At 43.4% G+C, this 23628-nt stretch carries 24 protein-coding genes; 3 read left to right on the top strand and 21 right to left on the bottom strand.

Going from position 1 to position 23628, the window contains the following annotated elements; genetic code table 11:
* Positions 1-517: 517 nt before the first annotated feature.
* The 10 genes from Q0394_RS11170 to rpmH all read right to left on the bottom strand — a co-directional run bounded on the left by Q0394_RS11170 (position 518) and on the right by rpmH (position 8298).
* Positions 518-1084, bottom strand: coding sequence for a hypothetical protein (locus Q0394_RS11170; protein WP_298947701.1), 567 nt, complete (start codon positions 1082-1084; stop codon positions 518-520).
* Positions 1085-1166: 82 nt separating this feature from the next.
* A complete protein-coding gene (locus tag Q0394_RS11165) occupies positions 1167-1919 on the bottom strand; it encodes a hypothetical protein (protein ID WP_298947699.1) in 753 nt (250 codons plus the stop codon).
* A complete protein-coding gene (locus Q0394_RS11160; protein WP_298947693.1) occupies positions 1897-2667 on the bottom strand; it encodes a hypothetical protein in 771 nt (256 codons plus the stop codon). Before Q0394_RS11160 ends, Q0394_RS11165 begins: the two co-directional genes overlap by 23 nt.
* Positions 2668-2699: 32 nt before the next feature.
* On the bottom strand, positions 2700-3437 hold the full coding sequence (locus Q0394_RS11155; RefSeq protein ID WP_002952255.1) for a hypothetical protein: 738 nt from the start codon (positions 3435-3437) through the stop codon (positions 2700-2702).
* Positions 3438-3467: 30 nt separating this feature from the next.
* The gene (mnmE, locus tag Q0394_RS11150) at positions 3468-4787 is read right to left on the bottom strand and encodes a tRNA uridine-5-carboxymethylaminomethyl(34) synthesis GTPase MnmE (RefSeq protein ID WP_298947691.1); all 1320 of its coding nucleotides are present in this window, start codon (positions 4785-4787) and stop codon (positions 3468-3470) included.
* Positions 4784-5926, bottom strand: coding sequence for a Jag N-terminal domain-containing protein (locus Q0394_RS11145; protein WP_298947689.1), 1143 nt, complete (start codon positions 5924-5926; stop codon positions 4784-4786). Before Q0394_RS11145 ends, mnmE begins: the two co-directional genes overlap by 4 nt.
* Complete coding sequence (gene yidC, locus Q0394_RS11140; RefSeq protein ID WP_298947715.1) at positions 5926-7476, bottom strand: membrane protein insertase YidC; 1551 nt, start codon at positions 7474-7476, stop codon at positions 5926-5928. Before yidC ends, Q0394_RS11145 begins: the two co-directional genes overlap by 1 nt.
* A gap of 11 nt (positions 7477-7487) precedes the next feature.
* Positions 7488-7829, bottom strand: a complete 342-nt coding sequence (gene yidD, locus Q0394_RS11135) for a membrane protein insertion efficiency factor YidD (protein ID WP_298789814.1) — start codon at positions 7827-7829, stop codon at positions 7488-7490.
* 2 nt (positions 7830-7831) lie between these two features.
* Positions 7832-8176 carry a ribonuclease P protein component gene (rnpA, locus tag Q0394_RS11130; protein ID WP_298789827.1) on the bottom strand — a complete coding sequence of 115 codons (345 nt, stop codon included), beginning with the start codon at positions 8174-8176 and terminating at the stop codon, positions 7832-7834.
* On the bottom strand, positions 8164-8298 hold the full coding sequence (gene rpmH, locus Q0394_RS11125) for a 50S ribosomal protein L34 (RefSeq protein WP_002946826.1): 135 nt from the start codon (positions 8296-8298) through the stop codon (positions 8164-8166). The genes rnpA and rpmH overlap by 13 nt, the downstream gene beginning before the upstream one ends.
* A 136-nt stretch (positions 8299-8434) precedes the next feature.
* On the opposite strand from rpmH, the gene Q0394_RS11120 reads away from it, so the two are divergent.
* From Q0394_RS11120 to Q0394_RS11110, 3 genes are read left to right on the top strand one after another with little or no spacing between them, the layout of a single operon-like run.
* Positions 8435-8911, top strand: coding sequence for a GNAT family N-acetyltransferase (locus Q0394_RS11120; protein ID WP_298789816.1), 477 nt, complete (start codon positions 8435-8437; stop codon positions 8909-8911).
* A 39-nt stretch (positions 8912-8950) separates the two neighbouring features.
* Positions 8951-9580, top strand: coding sequence for a uracil-DNA glycosylase (locus Q0394_RS11115; protein ID WP_298947686.1), 630 nt, complete (start codon positions 8951-8953; stop codon positions 9578-9580).
* On the top strand, positions 9577-10776 hold the full coding sequence (locus Q0394_RS11110; RefSeq protein WP_298947684.1) for a hypothetical protein: 1200 nt from the start codon (positions 9577-9579) through the stop codon (positions 10774-10776). The genes Q0394_RS11115 and Q0394_RS11110 overlap by 4 nt, the downstream gene beginning before the upstream one ends.
* Here the strand turns inward: Q0394_RS11110 and Q0394_RS11105 are convergent.
* The 11 genes from Q0394_RS11105 to Q0394_RS11055 form a co-directional block, all read right to left on the bottom strand.
* On the bottom strand, positions 10764-11162 hold the full coding sequence (locus Q0394_RS11105) for a YbgC/FadM family acyl-CoA thioesterase (RefSeq protein ID WP_002950478.1): 399 nt from the start codon (positions 11160-11162) through the stop codon (positions 10764-10766). The two genes, Q0394_RS11110 and Q0394_RS11105, sit on opposite strands and share 13 nt — an antisense overlap.
* Before the next feature lie 349 nt (positions 11163-11511).
* A complete protein-coding gene (locus Q0394_RS11100) occupies positions 11512-13449 on the bottom strand; it encodes a DUF87 domain-containing protein (RefSeq protein WP_298947682.1) in 1938 nt (645 codons plus the stop codon).
* Positions 13449-14690, bottom strand: coding sequence for an SIR2 family protein (locus Q0394_RS11095; RefSeq protein WP_298947680.1), 1242 nt, complete (start codon positions 14688-14690; stop codon positions 13449-13451). The genes Q0394_RS11100 and Q0394_RS11095 overlap by 1 nt, the downstream gene beginning before the upstream one ends.
* A 197-nt stretch (positions 14691-14887) precedes the next feature.
* Complete coding sequence (locus Q0394_RS11090) at positions 14888-15412, bottom strand: threonine/serine exporter family protein (protein ID WP_298947677.1); 525 nt, start codon at positions 15410-15412, stop codon at positions 14888-14890.
* On the bottom strand, positions 15405-16187 hold the full coding sequence (locus Q0394_RS11085) for a threonine/serine exporter family protein (protein WP_298947674.1): 783 nt from the start codon (positions 16185-16187) through the stop codon (positions 15405-15407). Before Q0394_RS11085 ends, Q0394_RS11090 begins: the two co-directional genes overlap by 8 nt.
* Positions 16184-16651 (bottom strand): DUF4149 domain-containing protein, encoded by a 468-nt coding sequence (locus Q0394_RS11080; protein WP_298947672.1) that lies wholly within the window; start codon positions 16649-16651, stop codon positions 16184-16186. Before Q0394_RS11080 ends, Q0394_RS11085 begins: the two co-directional genes overlap by 4 nt.
* A gap of 155 nt (positions 16652-16806) precedes the next feature.
* On the bottom strand, positions 16807-17655 hold the full coding sequence (gene prmC / locus Q0394_RS11075) for a peptide chain release factor N(5)-glutamine methyltransferase (protein WP_298947670.1): 849 nt from the start codon (positions 17653-17655) through the stop codon (positions 16807-16809).
* The gene (locus tag Q0394_RS11070; RefSeq protein WP_298947668.1) at positions 17642-18847 is read right to left on the bottom strand and encodes a M48 family metallopeptidase; all 1206 of its coding nucleotides are present in this window, start codon (positions 18845-18847) and stop codon (positions 17642-17644) included. Before Q0394_RS11070 ends, prmC begins: the two co-directional genes overlap by 14 nt.
* Before the next feature lie 9 nt (positions 18848-18856).
* A complete protein-coding gene (locus tag Q0394_RS11065) occupies positions 18857-20002 on the bottom strand; it encodes a hypothetical protein (protein ID WP_298947666.1) in 1146 nt (381 codons plus the stop codon).
* 5 nt (positions 20003-20007) lie between these two features.
* Positions 20008-21369, bottom strand: coding sequence for a sodium-dependent transporter (locus tag Q0394_RS11060; protein ID WP_298947664.1), 1362 nt, complete (start codon positions 21367-21369; stop codon positions 20008-20010).
* Between the two features lie 249 nt (positions 21370-21618).
* Entirely contained in the window at positions 21619-23556 is a 1938-nt protein-coding gene (locus Q0394_RS11055) for a BCCT family transporter (RefSeq protein WP_298947662.1), read from the bottom strand.
* Between the last annotated feature and the right edge of the window lie 72 nt (positions 23557-23628).

Below are 23628 nucleotides of genomic sequence, written 5' to 3'. Positions count from 1 at the left end.
CGGATCTTTGTTGTAGTCTCTTGCAAATTTTCTCTCGCTAAAATTTGCTGAATTTGAGTTGTAAAAGTCGCTGCTTAAATTTGAGGTTTGTTTGTCTGCTGTATTTAAATTTTATCCTCCAGGCCTGCGTTTTAAAAACGTCAAATCCAATTTTAGTCAAATTTGGATAAAAATTTTAAATTCTCACTTAAAAATAAACTCAAATTTGCTTCAATCTTATCTCATAATCATCAAAAGCAAGTCCGATTATCATTTTTTAGGTGGCAAAGAGTTTTATTTGGCCTACCTTACGGTCGCCGTTGTTGCCTGCGGTTTTAAAAAGCCGCCCATGGTTCATAACTAAAAGCAGACGCAAAATTGCTTCCGCATCGTCTTTTCGTCCCTCCGTCCACTATGGCGCCTTTAAAGCGACGAAATAAAGCGTCGCAAGATTTTTGCATTTTTGGGGTGTGGGTCTCGGAGGGTGGCTCAAATTTTAGATAAAAGTCGCTTTTTGCATTAAATTTTATCTCGCAACTCAAAGCTCGCGTAGTTTTTCAAACTCCTTGCAGCCCTCTTTTTCGCCCGCATCGCACGCCTTTTTGAGATACTTTTTCATCTTTCGCACATACTCGTCCGTCATCCCGTCTCGAGCCTTATCAAAAAATTTAGCATACAAACAATCCATCCCGCCGCGCTCGTCGCAGCCTTTTTGAAAAAGCGCCGACACAACCTCGCCGCCGACAAGCAAGACCTGATAGTATTTAGCGGCGTTTAGACATTCGCGGCTCTTGCCGGACTCACACGCTAGCTTCGTGCAGGCAAGTTTTGAGTCGCGCTCGTCCTTCGAGTCGCAGACTTTTTGCAACGCCGCTAGCCCCTTTTGTCTGTCGTAAAATGCGCTGTTTTCGTCCAAACGCTTGTCCGCTAGCTGCATGCATGAAGCCATACTAAACAGCAAAATCGATCCGCAAAACGCCTCTAGCATTTTTACTTCTTTTTGGTTGCGAGCGGCATTTGCGATCAAATTTACATCCTTTGACGCGTCGTCGGCAAAAACAGAATTTACGACAACCGCAAAAATCAAAATTTTAAACGGATTCATGTTTTTCTTTTTATATCGTCAGTTCTACGCAAGAGCGTCCTATACTATGCAAATTCGGCGGGCGATTACCCGTCCTAAACGACTATTTGCTCGGCATGCTATAGTAGCAAAGTATGTTTAGCAGGATGCGTCCTTGCTTTTTGAGGTCTTGCTCGACGACGTCTTGTCTAAATTTCGCAGAGGTCGCCTGCTCTTTAGCTTCGGCTAGTTTGCTACTCGGTAGGTTAAATTTAAAGTCCAGATTTTTTATCTCAAAGCCTTTGTTTCCGACTATCTTCGCGTCTATCACGGTAGCGAAAAACTCATCAGACGCGCCCACGTAGTAGTTCGTCACGCTTCTAGCGTTTATAGGTTCGCCGCTAAAAAACGCCTTACAAACGGGAGATTTTTGCGCACTATAAACCACGCTCTCAAGGATCCCGCCGCCAAATTCGTAAAACTTAAATTTCTTTGAGTTTTGCAGCTTTTTTATCTCGTCTTTATCGCTCAAATCTACATTTTTACCGCTATCTAGATCAATCACTATCAGAGTTTTTACGCCGTCGCCGCTTGAGTAAACCCAGCCTAGATTTTGGCTCGCCAAGTCGCTCTCGCCCGGCGATTTCACCTCGGCCCTACCCATATAGTCGCCGAATTTTTCCTCTTTTTTGCCGCCGCTCATCTCGTAGACCGTAGTCTCGGTTATAAACCCGATCTGCTGTATGCTAGTGTCGTTTTCCATATACGTACGCCACGCTCTCTCGCCGCCCATCTCGCCTGTGATGCCCGCGCAACCGCTAAACGCTAATGCCATAGCGGCCGCTGCCGCAGTCTTAAAAATCATCCTGTTTTTCATTTTTGCTCTCTTTTTTCGTGCCAAAAGCGCAAATTTGATTAAGCCTCAGCTCATACCCGCGCAACTCGTTTTGGATTTTTTCCTCAAATTTAGGCGTTTTTTCGGCTACTTCTTGCAAGCCGTCGGAATTTGTAAAATTTTTTATCTGAGATTTTAAAAGTAGCGCGCCGCTTTTGGATGAAATTTTTGCCTGCGTTATAACGGCGGTAAAATACCGTTTTTCTAAATTTTGCGTATCATAGTAGCTAGATGCTGATTTCACGCTCACACTGCCGCCTTTTTGAAACGCCTCGCAAACCGAAATCGGCGCCTCAAAAACTGCTACCGTCGTCAAATTTGAGCTAAATTCGTAAAATTTGATCCGCCGAGCGCCACGAAGCTGGGTCGCACTCGCTTCGTCTTTTAGATCAAACTCCGCCTCGGTATCGGCGTCTTTTAGTATAAACGCACTACCGCCGCTTTTATAGACGGCGCCGAGCCTAAAAGGTAGTCTGCTGCCCTCTTTTTTAGTAAGAGCAAAGCCCGTAGCTTCGCCGTCCTCAGGCTGAGCGCGAAAATCACGCGAGAAAAATGCCGTCAAAAAGGCAACCTCTCTAACGGCGCCGTCAGTACCCAGATATCTCGTCCAGCCATCCTCGGGAACATCGATATTTGAGACGTCGTGCTCGGCTATATTTGCGCTGCTAGTGATGCCGGCGCAACCGTAAAAAGCCAGGGCCGCAATAGCCGCTAGAAATAAGTTTTTCATCTCGCGTTCGTGTTTAAATTTGATAAAAGCGATCAGTTTTTAGGCGCGGCGCAAACGATATTTGATAGGATTTGCTCCTGTTTTTTAGCGTCGGCGTCTATGACTTTGTTCCTAAATTCCGCCGATCGAGCCCGCGTCTGCGTGCTAGCTAGCTTGCCGTCGCTAACGAAAAATTTAAAGTCTAGATTTTTGATCTCGGCGCTTTTGCCCTTTTTCACTCCGATATCCATCAAAGTCGCGAAAAACTCGCTATTGTCGGGACTTTCTTTATCGTAATAATTAGTCACGGCATGAGCTTTTACCGTCTTACCCACCGCAAAACTCTCGCACACGGCGCCCGAGTCCGAGCTAAAAACTACGCTCTCTAATATGCCGCCGCCAAACTGATAAAATTTGACCTTTTTGGCCCCTCTTAGAGTCGCAAGCTCGTTTTTATCGCGCATATTTATGTATTGATAGCCAAATTTTTCCTTATCGTTAAGCTCCAAAACTATAAACGAAATACCGTTTTGCGCGTACATATCGCCAAGCTTCAAATTTTGACCGTCTCTTTTTATGAGCGCCATACCGATGATATCGCCGTTTTTTTGCGCGTGAGTTGCGCTCAAATTTTCTGAGAAAAATGCGACATCGCCGACGGTGCCGTCGTTTTCTAGATATTTGATCCAGTCCGGTTCAGGCGATACTACGCTACTTGCTAGATGATCGTGTGAAGGCATGCAACCGCCCAGCAACGCAGCTAGAGCGGCTATAGATAAGATTTTTTTCATTATTTTTTCTTTTTTATAAAGTAAATTTCGTTATTTTCCGAGGCAAAAATTGCTAAACATTTCGTCTAAAATTTCGCTTCGCTCAAACGGTTTCGTGATTGACGAGATTTGCTCTATTGCTGTATTTAGCTCGTAGGCAAAGAGCTCGAGCTCGGACTGGGCAAGTAAATTTAACGCCCTTTTTATCGCCTCGCTCGCCGCTTCGCAGCATAAAATTTGACGAGTGGAGTTTAGTAGTATCTCGCTCGTCTCCTGGGCGTCGAGATAGGTTTTTAGACTATTTACTATCTCGCCCGTTCCTTGCTTGGCGCAAATTTGTATCGCGCCCACTGGAGCGCTAAATTTAACGCCGAGGTCGCATTTATTTAAAACGTAAAAAATCTTTTTTTGCAAGTTTTTTAAAAGCTCCAGGATCTCGTTATCCTGCTCGTCAGCCTCCTGCGACGCGTCAAAAACGGCCAGGATGACATCGGCCTCCTCGATAGCCCGCAGCGAATACGAAATGCCGATCTGCTCGATCTTGCCCGCATTTTTGCGGATGCCTGCCGTATCGATGATGCGCACGAGGTGAGTGCCGATTTTTAGTGCCTCTTCGATGCTGTCCCTAGTCGTGCCCGCCTCGTCGCTGATAATCGCGCGCTCGTAGGACAAAAGCGAGTTTAGGATTGAGCTTTTGCCGACGTTTGGCTTGCCGACTATCGCGATTTTAAAGCCCTCAAGCAACCCTTTTCTACTCTGACTTATGGCTACGATTTTATCTAGTTTAGCGCTGTTTTGTTTTAGCATTTGATTGATACTTTCTAGCAGATCGGCAGGCAGATCATCGTCGGCGTAGTCTATGCTAGTCTCCACGAATGCCAGAGTTTTTACGAGTTCGGAGCGGATTTCATCCACAAATTTAGCTAGATCGCCTCTCATCGTGCGGGCGATGATTTTGACGCTATCCTCGCTTTTTGCGTTGATTAGCGAGTTTATCGCCTCGATCTTGCTAAAATCCATCTTGCCGTTTATGAGAGCACGCTTACTAAACTCTCCTGCACGCGCGAGTCTGGCGCCGTTTTTGATGAGCTCGCCTAGGATCAAATTTGCCACCACTAGTCCGCCGTGGAGCTGAAACTCCACCACATCCTCGCCCGTGAAACTATGCGGGGCCTTAAAATAAATAAGCAAGGCTTCGTCGATGAGCTCGCCATCGGCGTAAATTTTAGTTAGAGTTGCGTAACGCGGGACAAGAGAGGTGATTTTGGTGAGTTTTAGAGCTAGGCCAAGGGCGTCTGCGCCGCTTAGCCTGATGATGGAGATCGAGCCTACGCCGTGCGCGGTGGCGACGGCGGCTATGGTCTCGTTCATTTTTTGATAAAGTCGTTCACGACTACGAACTGCCCGTCGCTATTTGACTTTACGCTTACGTATTTGTCGGGGAATTTTTCGCGCAGTTTTTCAAGGGCGATCTTGACCAAAACGCCGTCTAAAGACTTGGTTTTAGCCTTGCCCGTCTCCTCCACTCGCTCGATTATACCTTTTAGATACTGATCGATCGCGGCTTCTTGATTTTGCAAAAACTGAGCGATCTCAAGGCGCACCGCAAGGCCATATTTCGAACTGATCCAATTATAAAGCAAATACGAAATCGCCTTGTAGCGGTAGCCCTCCTTGCCGATGAGCAGCGCCGCATCCTCGCCGTCAAGCTCGACTATCACGGTCTCGTCGTCAAATTTGCGCACGTCTATCTTGTTTATAGTAAAGAAATTTCCGCCAAAAAGCTTCTCTACGCCCTGCTTTATCTCAGGCAGGGCTTTGTCAATGTCGGCTTTTGGTTTTTGATCTTTTTGTTTTTGAGCCTGCGCCCGATCGGCTCGGGAGTCTTGTTTTTCTTTTTTAGCTAAATTTGGCACGGCTTGCGTCAAATTTGCATCGCCGACAGATGCCTGCAAGCCTAAATTTTCGCCAGCTGTGGTTTTTTCATCGCCTTCGTAAAAGTCGTTTTTATTAAAGGTATCGATGATAGAGTGATCAAGGATACTTTTGCCGCTCTCTTTTTTCGGTTGTTCCTTTTTATGCGACTCTTTTTCTTTTACCTGAGGCTCTTTTTGCGGCTGCGCTTCTTCGACTTTAGACTCGTTTACCGCGCTACTTTCGCTTTGTTTTGCCGCATGATTTTTGTGATGATCGTGGCGATTTTTATGATTTTTTTTCTTTTCGCTTCGGTGATTTTGCTCTTCGCCGGAGTTCTCTTTTTTCTTAAATTCCTTCTTTTTTTCGCCGCCGTTTTCTTTATGACCGTTTTCGCTAGCGGCTTGAGGAGCTTTTTTTGCTTCCTTATGCGCACCCTCTTTTACTGCCTCGATGATCGCCGTTTTTTTGAAAAATCCCAAAAAACCGGCGCTTGGATTTTGCAAAATTTTGATATCAAGCTCGGTAACGGAGCAGTTTAACTCCTGCGCGGCCTTTTGAAAGGCCTCTTGTAGATTTTCGGCTTCTATTCGCATCAGGCCTTTACCTCCGCTTTTTTATGCTTTTCAAAGAGCTTGTTTACAAAAACTTGCTGGATGACCGAGCAGACGTTGTTTACAAACCAGTAAAGCGTAAGTCCCGCAGGGAAGGTCACGAAGAAAAACGTAAAGATAAGCGGTAAAAATTTCATTATCTTTTCTTGCATCGGGTCGCTAAACGTGGTCGGCGTGAGCTTTTGCTGAAGGAACATAGTCGCACCCATCAATATAGGCAGTACAAAATACGGATCCATCACCGAAAGGTCGTGTATCCAAAGTATCCACGGCGCGGCTTTTAGCTCTATCGCGTTTAGTAGTACGCGGTAAATCGCAAAGAAAATCGGAATCTGCATAAGTATCGGCAAGCAGCCGCCCATCGGGTTGGCGCCGTTTTTCTTATATAGCTCCATCATGTGCATATTTAGCTTTTGCGGATCGCCTTTGTATTTGGCTTGCAGCTCTTTTACCTTCGGCGCTAGATCTTTTAGCTTGTTCATCGATAGCATGCCTTTGTAGGTTAGCGGGAAAAGCACGATCCTGATAACTAGCGTCAGAACGACGATCGCCCAGCCCCAGTTACCGATGTAACCGTAAAGCCAATTTAAAAACGCAAACATCGGCTTTGCTATAAAGGTAAACCAGCCGTACTCGATGACGTCTACGAGCTCCTCGTTTATCTGGTTTAGAGTCGCGTGGTCTTTAGCTCCGATGTAGCCTTTGGCTTTAAAATTTTGCTCGCCTTTTACAAATATCACCGCATTTCCGGCGCCATCTTTTGAAACTACGGGATTTAAAAGTCCGTCAAATTTAAAAAACAAAGCCGTGTAGTATCTGTCGCTAGCTGCGGCTATGTTTACGTTATTAAAGCTCTCGGTCGCGTCTACGTCGCCATCCTCGATGATAGTTAGCTTACCGTCGTTATGCTTAAGCAGCGCGCCGTGGACGGTGTAGCTGTCGATAGCGACGTTTGGATGAAATCCCGGAGTCACGTAGTATTCGCCAGCGCTCACGCTAAGATCTAGGTCGTAGCTTCCGTTTGGATAAAATGTGATTTTTTTGGTTACGCTAGAGCCTTCCAAATTTTGCGTTAAAACTATGCTTTTTGGCTCGCTGGCTAAATTTATCTCGCTAACGTCGCTCGTGTAAGCCACTTTAAAAGCTTGCTCATTTAAAGCTTTGTCGCTAAAGCGTACTTCAAGCGGTAACGGCTGAGCGCCTGCTAGTTCGATGCGATTGCCTTCGGCGTTTTTGTATTTTTCGTCATTTAAATAAAATTTCGAAATCCTGCCCAGCTCGTCTATGCGCGCCTCAAAGTGTTCGCCCTTTATCACAGCGATCTCGCGGCTTTGAGTCGATGCGGCCTGCGGAGAGCTAGCGCCTGATGCGGTATTTGCGCTTGGAGCGGCGTTTGCTTGCCCTACCTGCTGCGCAGCTACTGTTTGATTTTGATCTAACGGCAAATTTTTAGGAATAAAAAAATAATCGTAAGCGATAAAAAAGATAAAAGATAAAACGGTCGCTAATAACACGCGTTTTTGAACTGACATATTGTCTAACACTATTTTTCCTTTTGAAAGTCTAAATTTTTAATAACGTAGAATTTATTTTTTTTATACGGGACGAACCAAAATGCGATGTGTGATTTTAAATTTTGATTGGATATAAAAAAAGAGTCGAAATTTTTACTAATGATGGGGTAGTCGATGCCGCCCTTAAAGAGTTGATTACAGCGTAAAATTCTAAAAATAACCGCGAAGAGTGCCGAGAAAAAGCCGTTAAATTTGAACTGCCAAACGGCAAATTCCGAACACGAGGGATAGTATCTGCAAGACTTTGGAGTAAATTTAGAGATATAATCTTGATACGCTTTTATCAAAAATAAAATAGCTTGTTTTATCATTTTCATATGCCTGATTTTATACATCCGAGTTTTTTCATAGCCCAAGAGATATTTTTTTTGAGCTTTAAAAACGAGCTTTTATCTAGCCCGTTTTTAACAACTATCACGTAAATGCCGTCCGCAAGCTCATTTGAAATCTCGACGACGACCGCTCGCAAAAGTCTTTTACATCGGTTGCGAACGACGGCTTTGCCCACCTTTTTGCTGGCTACGACGGCTAGTTTATTTTCATTGCAAGGCTTAAAAAAGACTATCGCCTCCTCGCAGTGCCATTTAATGGCCTCTTTGTAGACGCTTGAAAACTCCTTTTGGCTGCTTATAGAGCTAAATTTGCTTAAACGGCCAATCTTGCTCTGCCTTTTGCGCGTCTTGCGTTTAGCACTTTGCGGCCGTTTTTAGTTTTCATGCGGACGCGAAACCCGTGAGTGCGTTTTCTAGGGGTTTTATGAGGTTGGTATGTTCTTTTCATAAATTTTTCCTTATGGTGATTTTGATATAAGTCGGTGATTTTATCAACAAATCGCTTAAAATCCTTTTAATAAATTTTTAAACTTCGTTTTAAAATAATAAAAATATAATAGCTTATTAAAATTTAGGAGAAAAATTTGCCTTACGTTATTAGAAAAGCCTCTAGAGCCGACGTCTCGGCCGTTTGCGAGCTGGTTAAAGAGCTGGCCGCGTACGAAAAAATGAGCGATGATGTCAAATTTACGCCCGAAATTTTTGCCGAGTCTATTTTTGAGAAAAACTATGCCAGGATTTTAGTCTGCGAAACAGAGGGCAAAATCATAGCTTACGCCATATATTTTTACACGTTTTCCACGTTTTTGGGACTTGGCGGGATATATCTGGAGGATCTATACGTCCAAAAAGAGCATCGCAACAAAGGCATAGGAAAAGAGTTTTTTAAATTTTTAGCCGAAATTTGCAAGAACGAAAATCTGCAACGCCTCGAGTGGGCGTGCCTGCACTGGAACGAGCCGGGCATAAAATTTTACGAAAAAATGGGCGCGAAAAACCAGTCAGAACAGTGGCGAAACTACCGCTTGGACGGCGAAAATTTAAACAAACTCGCGCTTTGATTTATCTGTTTTTAACGCCCTTTTGGATATCATCGCGCGATGAGTTACGCAAACGAAATTTTAAGAGAACTTTACTATCTTAGGGCGTTCGGGTATAAATTTGCCGATTTTTCGCCTTCGTCCGCGGCCTTACCGAGTAGCCTTGCCGAACTAAACGCAAGCATCAAAGAGTGCAATCTATGCGAGCTTTGCAAGAGCGCAAACCACGCACTAACGGGCCTTGGAGATAAAAGCGCTAAAGTAGTTTTCGTATTTGACGCGCCAAACGCCGCCGAGGATGCGAGCGGAGAATTTTTGGCGGGCGACGATAAGTTTTTGCAAAATTTAAACGAGCTAGCAGGACTTAAAAAGGACGAAATTTACGTCACGAGCCTGCTAAAATGCAAGCCCGCAGCCAAAGCTCCGACAAACGCTTACGAGCTTTGCGAGCCGTATTTTAGCGCGGAAGCCCGTCTAGTCGCGCCAAAGCTCATCGTGGCGCTTGGCGAAGAGGTTTTTTACAAAATGATAAAACAAAGCGCGCAAAGCTTTGAGACAATAAGGGGAAACATAATGAAATTTAAGCACTCGGCCCTGCTGGCGACCTACTCGCCGAGCGTCGTAGCGAAAAATCCAAGCAAAAAAGAGCTGTTTTTCAGCGATTTAAGAAAAATAAAAGAGTACCTATGAGAAAAATTTTAACCGCTTTACTGATCTGTTCGGCGCTGTTTGCTAGGAGCGAAAAGGCCTCCGATATACCGCCCGCCAGCGAAATTTATATAAATTTAGAACCGGCAAAATGCGACGACGCTTGCTTGCTTGATCTCGTTAAAGAAGGTCTTTTGCACAGCTTGTTGGCTCGCTACGAAAACAGCTCGAATCAAGAAATTTTGCAAGCCATTAACGCCCTAAACGGCCCTTACGCAAACGCAGGCAGCGAAAGCCTGACGCCAAACTCAAACGCCGAATTTAAAATCGCCGTCATCATCCCGCAAGATAGCATAAAAAGCTACGCCGGCGTCGTCTCAAACGCGGTTATCGCCTACATCGTCAGGCAAAACGCCCCTATCGACGTTAAATTTTACAACACCGGCAACGAAGCCCCGAGCGCTATCGACGGCGCCCTAGCTCGCGCTAAAAGTGAAAACATTTCCTATATCATCGCGCCGTTTACGCCTGTAGGCGCAAAATATCTAAACGAGGTTTTAGACCCCGCCATGACGGCTTTCGTGCCGACTCTGCACATCTCTAGCGTCGATTCGCCACAGGATAATTTGATATTTGGCGGTATAGACTACAAAGGGCAAGTTGAAAAGCTACTAAATTTCTCAAACAGCCAAGTCGCAGCATTTTCTGACGGTAGCGCGCTAGGAGCGGCGCTAAATCGCTACGCGGACGAGTTTAGCGGCGGGCTAGCCTACGAAAACGAGATCGCAAACGGCGTCACCGACCTAAAGTCAATGCTCTCTGGCAACTCGAGACTAAGCGGCGCGACCGTTTTTCTAAATGTTCCGCTCGTAAAAGCCTCAATGGTGAGCTCTCAGATGCGCCTTTACGACATCAAATTTAACGCCCTTTTAAGCACGCAGATCAACTATGCGCCAAGCATCTTTAAGCTCATGCAACCGCAAGATAGAGAAAAGCTCTACATAGCAAACTCGATTTCTAAAACCGACGGGGCGCTGGACTCAAACAACGAAATTTTGGGGCAAAATTTGAACTTCAACTGGGTGGGCTACTCTGCTAGCGCCGGGCTTGACTACATCTACGCGACCTACCTAAACCGCGGCGCGCAGAGGCTTTTTAGCCAGAGCGTCGAAGACTCGCAGATCGTCTATGATACAAAGGTTTTAAAAGCCGGCGAATACGGCTTTTACGAGCAATAAGAGGAGAGAAAATCCACTATCTCCTCGCTCATCTTAGCAGGCCTTAGGTTACTGACAAACGCAACCTCGACGTCCGCTTCAAAGACGAGCTCTGGCTCGCATCCGCCGCTTAAATTTGCGATTTTATAAATTTTCTGATTTATGAGCGCGGAGGCTTTTTTTAGGCTTGCCACGCTCGTTTTTACCTCGAGCAGATCGCCAAGGACGGCAGGTTTTTTAAATTTTGCCCGAATCTCACTCACGACGAAATGCCCATCCTTGCTAAAAGGCTTAACCTCCGAATCAAAAAACATCTCGCTGCGCGCCCTTTCGCAGTATTTTATATAGTTTGCGTGATAGACTATGCCGCCAGCATCGGTATCTTCATAGTAGATTCGTATTTTCATGTTTTTCCTTTAAATTTAAAATCCGACAATCTTATTTGTTATTGGTTTAGCTAATGCAAGCACTATTTGACTGCAAGAGTTGCAATATAAAGAAAGGCAACCAAAGCACCTCAACACACTTTTACTGCTATTTTTTGGATTAGTTCTCGCACTTTTTCTTGTCGTTGCTAGCCTTGATCAGATTGATACAATAGCCAACTTACTACTTTTAAAGATATTTTTATTTTTGCTTTTGTAATATCAAAAGCTCGGTAATTATAATCCAAATAAACAAAAAACTTTCGCTTCTATACTAGTTTCACTATCGGCACTATTAAATCTTTTATTGCCAACAACTTTTCTCTCAAAATTAATCTCTGCCAAACCACTCTTTTGTAATTTCGCAATTTTTACTATTTGGCTCAGGATTAGATTTGTTAATGGCTACATGTAGCGGCATCGAAACACAATGGCCAAATATTAGTGCCTCCCCAGGAACTGATTGCTTTATTTTATTTACAAAGTCATCTGAAAAATAAGGCAATATAGCATTTATATATCTCATATCTACTTCATTTTGTATTCTATGGATAATAAAATTTCCACATTGAGACAAAACCGTTTCTGATAGTTCCGATGGCCTTTGAGATGATATCAACAGATATAATGAGTATTTCCTTCCTTCCCTTGCTATTTTTTCAAAAATATTTTCTCTTAGTAGGTATTTATAGTCTTTTTTAATATATCTATGAGCTTCATCAAGTATAAGATGTACGGGTTTTTTGCGCCTTTCATCATTATGCAATTCTTTTCTTTGTGAAAAAATTAATCTAGAAAGGACACTTGTTAAAGTTTCTAAAACGTCAATACTCAATTCGCTAGTATCTATGATTATTAGTTGTGTTTTTGTTTGAGTATCCTTACCCCAAAGATACTCAAAGTATGAGTCTACATTTTTAATCCCAAGATTATCCGGTGTTTCTCTCATAAATTTACAGTCGTTATTATAGATAAAATAATCAAGCCTATTTAGCATCGTAGAGGTATAGCCTCTCATTAATCTATTTCCTTTAGCGTCTTCTTCTAACAAAATCATTTCAGCAGATATTTTTAAAAATTTATAATCATAAAATTCTCCATCATCTAGCTTCTCATCAAATATTTTTTCTATTTCTTCATAGTCTATTTTTTCATTAATATCCTTTACTGCTTGATCTAATTTGTTTTTATTTTGTCCGTATACTATTGTGCAATTAGAATGAAGTTTATTTATATCAGCATAAAGCCCTTCTGCCTCGCACTTTGTTTTTAACGATACATCTCTGTTAATAATATCTTGTATTTTTAATATTAGTGCACCAGCAGTTGTTATTCTTGATGTGTCAGTATCAGCTTGGCTTAAAACACTACCAAGCAACATGCAAAGTTTATACCTAAGGTAGTTTATAAATCTCTTGCTATCTTTATCTTCAGAGGTTGATATTTTATAAAATTTGTAAGATTCTTGAAGAACTTTATCCCAAAAAGGTCTTTGCGTCGCATCTGTTGCTAACAAAAAAGAACTCCATTCATCTAATGTCATTAAAAAATGCGGCATATAAAACGCTTCTATATTTTCATCCGCAATTTCTTTTTTTAAATTTGGCCTAAAATATTTTATTGTTATTTCTTTATTTAAATCTTTTTTAAAAGCTTGTCTGTATTCACCGTTTACGTCAAATATTATAAGTTTTGATCCTCTTGCGGAGTTTTCTTTTTTTCTGTAAATCGACTGAATAATGTGCGCAATCGTATTTGATTTACCGCTTCCAGAGTTTCCTAGCACAGCAGAATGTATATTAAAAAAATCATCTATTGAAATACTAATTGGATAATTTATTAGATTTTTACTAATACCCAAATTAAAACTTTTATGTATTTCTGGTTCGTTCACATCATATTCGTTAGATAATATAATATGCATATCCTCATTGGTTATAATATCCACATTGGTATATAAGCTCGGATAAATTCCGACCCCTAAGGAAAATTTATTCTCTTTATTTATAGTTCCTATTGGCTTAAGCATAAGCTCCCTATACCCATCAACATTAAAGGCTTTTGCTTCATTATATAAATCAGAATCAAAAATAGAAACAACCTCACAAACTATCGATTCCCCTATGGCATTAACAGTCTTCAAATAACTACCTATGTTTCCAAAATAATATGTATCACCATTAATGTTTACAGATCCACCGGTGATTTCTGAAAAAATTTTTACTTTAAACTGATTAAAATTTATGGAGACTACTTTTCCTATGCTCATTATTTTACTTCCTTTTGACTCTTTTCTGTCTTCAGCTTTTCCTTCTCCCTATTTAAAGCATCAACAAAATTTTTCAGAATATTTTCACCTTTATCTTCATTAAGATTTGGAATTAGCTCATTAACAATATATTCAAAATAATGAATTATTTTATCATTAACTTTTCCGTGAACCTTATAAATTCGTTTATCATTAACTTTAAAAATAGATTTTTCTGAATAATCTCCAAATATCACTATTGATAGAGATGAATTTGTTGATAATGCTTGATATATAATATTATTTATATGCTCATCACTGAAACTATACCCAACAACAAATAACACACTATTTTGTAGCAATAGTTTCCTTTGAAACTCTCTAATAATATCAGAATATGGAGCAGTTAAACTTTTACCTTGCTTTAAAGGATTTGGATATATTAAAACATTTTTATCATTTGGCTTGCAGCCTTCATCAATTTTAACTTCCTTGATATTAAACAGAGCATTACCCTCTTCCTCAATCCAATTTATAGAACCATGCAATTTATATAAATATATCATATTATCTAACGGCTCATATTTTTCTACACTTGCCTCAATTCTTTTGGAAAAGGTATAGCCAAATCTAGCCGGATTAAAATACTTATCTAGTCCGCCACCGAAACCATTGTTATAATTAATGTTTAATTTGTCTAATACTCTCTCATTGAAAAGATCATTGTTGGTAGTAAAAATATTTACCCTGCTAAGGTCTTTGTTTCTATATGTTATTTTTTGATAAAAGGTTTCATATAAATCTATTGTTTTTTTATGCTTGTCCCCAAAAATATTTATATTTATACCTTCATACATTGTATTTTCAATTAAATCTATAAGCCTCTTTGTGTCTTCATCCTCTTCTCCTACTCCTTCTTGATATGCCCTTTTTGAATATAAAACACCAAGAATACTTTCTAAGTTTGCGTCATTATTCTTTAATTTATTAAAAATATCTTTAATTGTTTTTTTATCTTTTTGCTTTAATTTGTTTTCAACCTTTTTTATAAACCCCGCCATTGTAGGAATCGAACCAGAGCTTACACCTGAACCAAATAAAAAATGTATATTCTTTATATTTAACAAATCTGTAATTTTTTGTTTTAAAAAAAATAATTTTTTTTCATTATCATTTTCTAGTTTATTTTTTAAAAATAGTTCTTCCGTACCTTGGTAAAAAAAAATATTTTTTGCCTCTTTAACCATATTGTCTTTACGCATATTTATATCCTCACTTTCACTTTTAATTTTTTTAGCAAGAGTACATATCTCAAATTTTTTAGATACTTTTATTTTATCTTTTATTTTATCTCATTTTGCCTAACTTATCTATTCTTGACAAAATCTAACAAAAGATCAATCAGAGACAATACAAACCATCAAAAAGCCATATAAAATTTCTATGCCGAAAGTTAAAATTACTCGTGCGTCTTTTTCGTCGCCAGATCGCACCTAGCGCCGCGAGTAATCATCAAGGACTGATCGTAAAATAAAATAAGCACCACCGAAACGCCCACGCCAAGCGCTAACGAGACCGTCGTGGTCGTGATCGCGTTATCGAAAAATATGATTAGGTATTCGTTTTTCTTAGCGATATCAGGCTCGTTTAGAAACGAAAACAACGCTAAAATGCCTTTATACGCATAGACTCCGGGCACCATAGGCAAAAGCGCCGGAAACGCGATGATCTCGGCGGGCACTTTGAGCCGTTTGGCAAAGAGCATACCTAAAATCCCGCTTAAAAATGAGACGATAAGGGTGGCTACACTGATGTTAAAAAATCCCATCTGCATGACCCAAAAACGACTAGCGTGCGCAAACGCCGCAAGCAGCGCGCAAAATGTGAGAGTCCTTTTAGGCGGAGAGCTAGCGTAGGCAAAGCCAAGCCCCGCCACTGCCGCAAAAGCGCCGTCTATGAGCGTATCGGTCAAAAGCTCAAACATGTAAAATCTCCGCGCTGCTAAGCGAGAGTGTGATATAAACGCCAACCGCGATGCAAAGTATCAAGATGCCCGTACTCACCGCCCTGCTGATACCCACAAGCGTGTTGTCGTTTATGATATCAAAGACCGAGTTTATGAGAAAAACACCCGGCATCAAAAAGAGTATCGACGAGCCGATCGCCACGTCGCTAGTGTGCGTAAAGCCGTAAAATACGCCAAGATAGGCGATAAAAGATACGACAAACGAGGTCAAAACGTACTGGATTTTTAAATTTACGCCCATTTTAGCAAGCGCAAATTTGAGGCTATAGCCGACCAGAGTCGCAAAAAATACGCAAGCCACCGAGCCCATATCGCCGCCAAAAAGCCTGCAAAACGCCGCATTTGCAAGGCTTATTAAAATAAGCGAGCTAGCAAATTTGTTCGCACCTATACGCATGACGCCCTCAAACTGCTCTTTGGCTTCATCAAGGCTCAAATTTTCATCCAAGATCCGCCAGCTAAGCGACGAAAGCTCGGAAATGCGGTTAAAGCTCACCTGCCCTAGCGGGATCTTTTTCACGTAGGTTCGGCGCAGGGAGTTATCGGCCGAGTCCATGACGCTAATGGTAAAATATTTTACGAAAATCGTCACGCTAACGTCGTAGCCGTAGCGCCTAGCCACGCGGTCCACGCACTTTTCGACGCGCGCGGTGTAGGTGCCTGCGCTCACCATCGCCGCCGTGTAGTCGGAGAGAAAATCGGTTAAAATTTGGATGTCGGGCTTCGCGCTCATTTTTCTGCGGTTTTAAATTTGATAAAAAACAAAGCAAGCTGTGCAAACAACATCAGCTTCATCGTCCACTCGCTAGCCGCGTGCATCTGCGCAAACTCGGCCGTCTGCGTCGCCGCCTCGCCAGCCGTCTGCGCGTCCATGATGTAGGGCGTGAAGTAAAAAACAAACGAAAGCGCGAGGGCTAAATTTATCGCGCAAAGAATACCCATGCTAAATTTAGCAGCGAATTTGACGCTGGATCTAAACGAGGCAAGCTCGCAAAGCGCGATCAGGACGCTAACTGCTAGCAAAGCGTAGTTAAATTTAACAAATATCGTAGCCATCAGTTTGCCGCTTTGAAACTGCGTAAGTACGCCCTCGCCAAGTATGCTCTGCGGATAAAAAATCGTCGGCGCAACCAGAGCCCCAAGAGCCAGCTCCGTGCCGATGAGCGCACCCAAAAGTAAAAAATAAACGCTTTTCATAATTTTCCTTTTTTGATTTATCGCACGCATTTTAGGGTTATAGCATTTAAAATCCGCTAAATTTAAGCAAAAAGGGCGGAAATTTGCGAGTGCTAAATTTGACGCAAGCTGGGGCAAATTTAGTTTACCAGCAAAAGCCAAAACCGCGCGCAAATTTAGAAATTTGCAAATATATTTCGCGCGACGAATCCGCGGTCAAATCCAGCTAAATCCTTGTAAAACTCCGCCTCGAACCCGTTAAATTTAAGCGCGCTTTGCATGCTTTCTCGCTGATCGTAGCCCATCTCGCAGGCTAGGTATTTTACGCCGCGATTTTTAGCGACGAGGATAATGTTTTTTAAGATCTCATCGCCCGCCTCGCCGCCAAAGAGCGCCTCGTGTGGCTCGTTTAGTACGAATTTATCAAGCTCGTAGTCCCGCGCGATGTAGGGCGGATTTGAAACGAGCAGATCAAATCGCCCGTAAATTTGATCCAGATACGCACATTTTACGAACTCTATCCTATCCTCTACGCCAAATTTCGCCGCGTTCTCGCGAGCTAAATTTAACGCATCGTCGCTGATATCGGAGGCTATGATTTTAGCGTTTGAGTTTAGCGCGAGACAGATGCTGATTATCCCGCTTCCCGCGCCTATCTCGGCAACTAGCGGCGGCCTCTTTCGCGTGGGTAAATTTGACAAAATTTCAAGCGATTTTTCGACTAAAATTTCAGTCTCGGGGCGCGGGATCAAGACGCCCTTTTTTACGTTAAAAGTAAGCCCGTAAAAGCCCGCTTCGCCCGTGATATATTCAAGCGGCTCGTGATTTGCGAAACGGCTTGCCAGCGCAAAATAACCCTCCGTATTCTCTAATTCGCGATTTAAATTTAAAAAAACCCACTCGATTTTTACGCCGAGGTGTTGTATCAAAAGAGCCTTGGCTATGCGCACCGGATTTGCGCCGTTTATCTCGCATGCTGGAGCTATCTGCGAGACAGCGGCTTTTAGCGCGTCATTTACCGTCATTTTCGAGCTCGTTTATACGCTCAAAAAGGCTTGGGTGCGAGTGATAGAAAAAGGCGTAGAGCGGATGAGCCTTCGGGAAGGCCTTGTTTTCGGAGCCTAGCTTTTTTAGCGCGCTTATCATGTCGGCTTTGTTTGAAACCTCGCCTGAGAATTTATCGGCGCCAAATTCGTTCGCGCGACTAAAATACGAGCTAATAGGCGAAAATAAAAACCCGAAAATCGGCGAGAAAAGTAGCAAAAACATGATCACTCCGCCGCCTGCCGGGCTGAGTCCCAGCGCCTGATACGCCGCGTCGGGGATGTTGCCGAATATAAAAAACATCGCAAAAAGCATAACCGCGCTTAGGGCGATCATTTTTAGGATATCTTTGTGCTTAAAATGCCCGAGCTCATGCCCCAAAACGGCGATTATCTCGGCAAGACTTAGTTTTTTAACGAGCGTATCAAAAAGCACGACGCGCTTAGTCGCGCCAAGGCCGCCAAAATAGGCGTTTAAGCGATTATCGCGCTTGCTGGCGTCTATCGTAAAAACGCCGCTACTTTTAAAGCCGCACTGCGTCAAAAGCCCTTCTATACGGCTTTTTAGCTCACCCTCCTCTAGCGGTTGCATTTTATTAAAGATAGGCGCGATTAGCGTCGGGTAGATGAGATTTATCACGAGTGCGACCGAGAAGCTCAGCAAAAACGCCCAAAACCACCAAAAATCGCCCAAAAATCCAATGCAAAGCAGCACCAGCCATACAAACAGCGTGCCAAACACCAGCGTTAGCGCGAGCGTTTTAGCTAGATCGAGTACGAAAATTTTAGGCGTTACGTTTGAAAAGCCGAGCTTTTTATCTTTGACGAAGGTTTCGTAGATATTTAGCGGTAGTTCTAGTAGCGACGAAACGAGCAAAAATGCCATAACCATAAAGACGTTATCGCCTATATCTCCCGTTTTATAAGCATGCCCCGATATCGCGCCAAGTCCCCAGCATGCCCACATCATAAATATCGCGACGTGATAAAATAGGCTCGCTATCTCAAATTTTTGATTCGTTATCGCTGCGGCGGCGGCGGTTTCGTACTCGCCCTGCTCTAGCACGACGGCGGGCTTTTTAGCCTCCGAGCAGATAAAGTTTATCTGCAATATCGCCAAAATCGCCTTTGCGGCAACGTAAAAAAAGTAAATACCGAGCAAAAAATAAAACATATTTTTTCCTTAAATTTTATAAAGGCTAAAGCAGCCGTAGTCGGTGCGCACGGCCAAAAAATCCTCGCCGTTTATGCGCTCAAATTTCGCCTCGCAGCGCTTCACGACGTGCGAGAGCTCAAAGCCAAGCTGCAAATTTCCGCTTTTTAGATCGATGATGCGAGCCTTGTCGTAGCTAATTAACGCAAGCCTCAAACCGTCTGCGCTAACGCAAAGCTCGTCCACCTCGGTGCATTCGCCCTGTAGCCATACAGGCTTTCGTCGTTCGCCGCTTGCGGCGTCTAGGCAAACTAGCTTGCCTGTGTAGCGCTCCTTGCCCAGCACCGAGCCGTCCGCTAAAAAGCAAATTTTATCAAAAATGTCAAAGTCGCCTCTGATCTCGTTTAAAATTTCGCCGCAAAAAGCGTTTGAAGTGGTTGTGTTTAAAATTTTGATCTCGTTTTGCTTACAATGAAGCGCCAGCCGCATTCCCTCATCGCTGATCGCGGCACACAAGATCGGCGTGTAGTTTTTCATTTCGGATTTGTATTCGGCCAGAGGCGAAATCTCGCCGCCGCGCAAAGTAAAAATTTGACCGAACATAGCAAACGCTGCCGTATCTTTCACAGCACAAACAAAACTCGTAAATTCTTTGCTATTTTTAAAGCTCATATCTTTAGAAAGATCGTTAAATTCGCCGCTCGAAGGATCAAATTTAAAGATAAAATGATCCAGATTCAAAAGCAAAATTTCGCCCACGCGCTCCGCCTGCCACGCAAGCGGCTTTGGCAGGACGATCTGCTGCTTTACGGCGCCGCTTGCGTCCAGTCTGATTAGAAAATCATCCAGCGCGCCGCCCTCTTTGTAGCCGCCGCATTTATAGACGAAAAGCTCGCCCTCCGCACCCGTAAATGCTAGCGCGCCCGTGTATCCGCCGCCGATATAGACGTGCAAACTCGCCTCGCCCGCTTTTGCGCCCGCATTTTGCAGGACGTAGCCTTTTTTTAGACTCTCCCACTCCTTTTTTATGCAGGCTTTTTGCGCCTCGCCAGCGCTTTCAAACTCCTTTTGCGTCTGCCTCGTTTTGCCGTTTTTGATGCTCTCGCTGAGTAAAATTTGACCCTCTACGCGCAAATTTAGGCGGTCGCCGTTAGCTAAATTTACGAGATTTTTCATCAAATTTACTTTAAAAAATTATCGTAAAACGAGCTGATAAAAAGCACCAAAATGATAAACGGTACGACGAATTTGATATACCAAAACCAGATATTTACGAGTTTTGCGTATTTTTCGCTGCCTTGCATTATCTCGCGTTTGGCTTCGTCTTTTAGCACCCAGCCGACAAATATCGCGCATCCTAGCGAGGTCAGCACGAAAAATATCGTAGCGCTGATGGCGTCGTATGCGTCAAAGATATTTTTACCGAAAATTTTAACGTCCGCAAGCAGGTTCGTAGCCATCAAGGACGGTAAATTTCCAAAGATAAATATCGTGCCTAGCACCAGCAAGATCGCGCTTTTGCGTCTAATTTTAAATTTCTCCTGAAGCGTCGTGATGATAACCTCGTAGATCGGCAGCGAGGTCGTGAGCGCGGCGATCATCAGAAGCGTAAAAAACGCCACCGCAAAAAATCCGCCAAAAGGCATATGCGAAAAAACGATCGGCAAGCTCTTAAACACGAGACTCGGGCCGCTATCTGGCGATACGCCGTAGCTAAAGAGCGACGGAAATATCATAAAGCCCGCAAGCACGGCGATGACAGTATTTAGGATGCCCGTGATAATAGAGATTTTAACCAGCCCCTCGTCCTTTTTAACAAAGCTTGAAAGCGTGATCATCACGCCAAAACCAAGCGAAAGCGCGAAAAATACCTGTCCCAAAACCTCGACGAAAAGCTTGATGTTTATCTTTGAAAAATCGGGCGTGAGATAAAATTTAACCCCCTGCGCCACGCCATCTAAGGTCAAGTTTTTTACGATCATAACGATCATCAGCACGAAAAGTAGCGGCATGAGATACTTCGCCGAGCGCTCGATACCGCCGACCGCGCCCTGCACCAAGATCGCGTAGTTTACGAGTACGAACACGAGCGTCGCAAAGCTGATAGCCAGCGGATCGCTCACGATATTTTGCTCATAAAACGCGCTCGTAACCTCAAAACTAAGCACCTGCGAGAGATCAAGCATGCCAAATGCGATCTGCGCGATATAGTTTAGCACCCAGCCGCCGATGACCATGTAGTAGGCCATGATGCCAAATGCGCCAAGCAAGCCCATCCAGCCCACGATTTTCCACGCGGGATTTATATTTTTACCGCCGAATGCGTCTACGGCGTTGCATTTTAGGCGTCTGCCGATCGCGTTTTCAGCCAAAATCATCGGTATGCCGATCACGATCATCGCGATACAAAACACGAGCACGTAGGCGCCGCCGCCGTTTTGCCCGACTAGATACGGGAAGCGCCACGTCGCGCCAAAGCCCACGGTAGCACCCGCAACCGCCAAAATATACGTTACCTTCGAACTCCAAGTTTTTCTATCCATCATAAACCCTTTTAATAAAACGGGAAATTATATAAAAAAATTGATTAAAATTTGCTAGCGGCGGGCGATTTGGGCGCGTAACTTTTACGACCGATGTGAAGTATCTAAACCCAAATGCACGGGTAAATTTAATCTGCGTCTGCCGATTTTAACTTAAACCGGCAGCGCCTCAAGCTCAAATTTGCAATAAATAGCCGCAAAAAAGCCGTCCGCACAAACGCGTCCAAATTTGCAAATTTTAGAGCAAATTTACCTAACTATATGCAAAAACTGCATATGTTTACGGTATTGCTCGATGACGTCGTTTATCAGCGTGGCCTCGCTCCAACCAAGCACATCGTAGTCCTGGCCGCCCTCTTTTAGATAGACCTCGGCTCTGTAGTAAAGATCGTCGCCCTCAAGCTCCCTCGTGTAGTCCGGGCTCTGGCTTTTGGTGAGATATACGCCATATCTAAAGTCCATCTCATCGCCAAGCCCGACGTTTAAATTTACGAAATTTTCAGCTTTTGTTACATTTGCCTCAAGGCCGTTTTTGGCAAATTCATCTTTTAACTCGTTAAAGGCTTTTAGCACGACTTCGTTTAGAAATTTACTGCCGTCTTTTTTGCTAGGTAGCGTGATGATCGCGCTTAGTCGCTCTTGCCAAGGCTTTGAAAGATCGCTAAGAGGCATATTATTAAAGTTATTTGTCTCTTTTTTGGTTATATCCACGCGAAGCGCCTTAAATAGCCCGTAAATGGCGCCAAGTAGCACTATGGCAAATGGCAACGCCGTAGTTATCGTAAGTGCTTGAAGCGAGCCAAGACCGCCAGCTAGCATCAAAAATGCCGCCACGACGCCCACTGTAACGCCCCAAAAGACCTTTTGCCAAACCGGCGTATCATCCTTGCCGTTTGAGCAAAGCATGTTCATAACTATCGCCGCTGAATCGGCCGAAGTGACGAAAAATATGACGATCATAAAGACCGCGATCGTGCTTAGCACGCCTGAAAAGCTAAATTTTTCTAAAAACATAAAAAGCGCCGAAGCCGAGTCGGAATTTACGGTCGTCGCAAGCTCGCTAAATCCACTTTGCACAAGCGCAATCGCCGAGTTGCCAAAAAAGCTCATCCAGGCAAATGTAAAGCCGGTTGGCACGAAAAGCACGCCGATCACAAATTCTCTTATCGTCCTGCCCTTTGAAATTTTGGCAATAAACAGCCCCACAAACGGCGACCAAGATAGCCACCAAGCCCAGTATAGCAGCGTCCAACCGCCAAGCCAGCTCTCGTTTTGCCTCTCGTAGGCGTAGAGGTTAAAGGTGTTTGAAATAAGCGTCGATACGTAGTCGCCGCTGTTTTGCACAAACGACTTTAAAAGCTGCGTCGTATCGCCCAAAAATAGTATCAAAAACATAAAACATATAGCTAGCGCAATGTTTGCGTTTGATAAAATTTTAATCCCCTTATCAACGCCGCTAGCCGCCGAGATGGTCGCTGCAAAACAAAGCACTATTAGAAGCGTAATATGCATGGTCGGCAGGCCAAAAACGTGCGTAAGGCCGGCATTTACCTGAAGTACGCCGTATCCTAGCGAGGTCGCTACGCCAAAAAGCGTCGCTACGACGGCAAATGTGTCGATAGCGTTGCCGATCTTGCCGTAAATTTTATCTCCGATTATCGGATAAAACGCCGATCTAAGCGTGAGCGGCAAGCCGTGTCTATACGAGAAAAAGGCGAGAATTAACGCCACGATAGCATAGACTGACCATGCGCCCATACCCCAGTGAAAGAAGGTGATATTCATCGCAAGCTTTTGCGCTGCGATAGTTTGCGCGTCGCCGAGCGGCGGATTTAGATAGTGCATGAGCGGCTCGGCCACGCCAAAAAACACAAGTCCAATGCCCATGCCGGCGGCAAAAAGCATAGAAAACCACGAGATATTTTTGTGCTCCGGCTTTACGTGATCGGCTCCGAGCTTGATCTCGCCAAGCTTGCTAAAGCCAAGGATAATGATGCTTAGAAGTATGACGGCGACGGTCAGGATGTAAAACCAGCCAAATTTGGCCGCGATGTAGTTTTGCATACCTTTAAAAAACTCATTTGAGAAATTTGGAAATATTGCTGCAAATGCCGTTATTAAAAATATGACAACAAGCGATGGGATAAATACCGAATTGTTAAATTTCGACTTTTGAAATTTGATCATTTTTCTCCTTTTTTGTAAATTTCATCTTCCTTTTAAAATAACAAAAAAGAGTAAATAGGTCAAATTTACTCC

It is taken from the genome of uncultured Campylobacter sp., assembly GCF_938039205.1.
GTDB lineage: Bacteria > Campylobacterota > Campylobacteria > Campylobacterales > Campylobacteraceae > Campylobacter_A.
Note: the sequence above shows the minus strand (reverse complement) of the source record. Positions and strands in the feature narration are given on the sequence as shown.

Coding starts and splice junctions, on each gene's coding strand:
- Q0394_RS11170 (WP_298947701.1), bottom strand. CDS start 1,084: ATGAATCCGTTTAAAATTTTGATTTTTGCGGTTGTCGTAAATTCTGTT.
- Q0394_RS11165 (WP_298947699.1), bottom strand. CDS start 1,919: ATGAAAAACAGGATGATTTTTAAGACTGCGGCAGCGGCCGCTATGGCA.
- Q0394_RS11160 (WP_298947693.1), bottom strand. CDS start 2,667: ATGAAAAACTTATTTCTAGCGGCTATTGCGGCCCTGGCTTTTTACGGT.
- Q0394_RS11155 (WP_002952255.1), bottom strand. CDS start 3,437: ATGAAAAAAATCTTATCTATAGCCGCTCTAGCTGCGTTGCTGGGCGGT.
- mnmE (WP_298947691.1), bottom strand. CDS start 4,787: ATGAACGAGACCATAGCCGCCGTCGCCACCGCGCACGGCGTAGGCTCG.
- Q0394_RS11145 (WP_298947689.1), bottom strand. CDS start 5,926: ATGCGAATAGAAGCCGAAAATCTACAAGAGGCCTTTCAAAAGGCCGCG.
- yidC (WP_298947715.1), bottom strand. CDS start 7,476: ATGTCAGTTCAAAAACGCGTGTTATTAGCGACCGTTTTATCTTTTATC.
- yidD (WP_298789814.1), bottom strand. CDS start 7,829: ATGATAAAACAAGCTATTTTATTTTTGATAAAAGCGTATCAAGATTAT.
- rpmH (WP_002946826.1), bottom strand. CDS start 8,298: ATGAAAAGAACATACCAACCTCATAAAACCCCTAGAAAACGCACTCAC.
- Q0394_RS11115 (WP_298947686.1), top strand. CDS start 8,951: ATGAGTTACGCAAACGAAATTTTAAGAGAACTTTACTATCTTAGGGCG.
- Q0394_RS11110 (WP_298947684.1), top strand. CDS start 9,577: ATGAGAAAAATTTTAACCGCTTTACTGATCTGTTCGGCGCTGTTTGCT.
- Q0394_RS11105 (WP_002950478.1), bottom strand. CDS start 11,162: ATGAAAATACGAATCTACTATGAAGATACCGATGCTGGCGGCATAGTC.
- Q0394_RS11100 (WP_298947682.1), bottom strand. CDS start 13,449: ATGAGCATAGGAAAAGTAGTCTCCATAAATTTTAATCAGTTTAAAGTA.
- Q0394_RS11095 (WP_298947680.1), bottom strand. CDS start 14,690: ATGCGTAAAGACAATATGGTTAAAGAGGCAAAAAATATTTTTTTTTAC.
- Q0394_RS11090 (WP_298947677.1), bottom strand. CDS start 15,412: ATGTTTGAGCTTTTGACCGATACGCTCATAGACGGCGCTTTTGCGGCA.
- Q0394_RS11085 (WP_298947674.1), bottom strand. CDS start 16,187: ATGAGCGCGAAGCCCGACATCCAAATTTTAACCGATTTTCTCTCCGAC.
- Q0394_RS11080 (WP_298947672.1), bottom strand. CDS start 16,651: ATGAAAAGCGTTTATTTTTTACTTTTGGGTGCGCTCATCGGCACGGAG.
- prmC (WP_298947670.1), bottom strand. CDS start 17,655: ATGACGGTAAATGACGCGCTAAAAGCCGCTGTCTCGCAGATAGCTCCA.
- Q0394_RS11070 (WP_298947668.1), bottom strand. CDS start 18,847: ATGTTTTATTTTTTGCTCGGTATTTACTTTTTTTACGTTGCCGCAAAG.
- Q0394_RS11065 (WP_298947666.1), bottom strand. CDS start 20,002: ATGAAAAATCTCGTAAATTTAGCTAACGGCGACCGCCTAAATTTGCGC.
- Q0394_RS11060 (WP_298947664.1), bottom strand. CDS start 21,369: ATGGATAGAAAAACTTGGAGTTCGAAGGTAACGTATATTTTGGCGGTT.
- Q0394_RS11055 (WP_298947662.1), bottom strand. CDS start 23,556: ATGATCAAATTTCAAAAGTCGAAATTTAACAATTCGGTATTTATCCCA.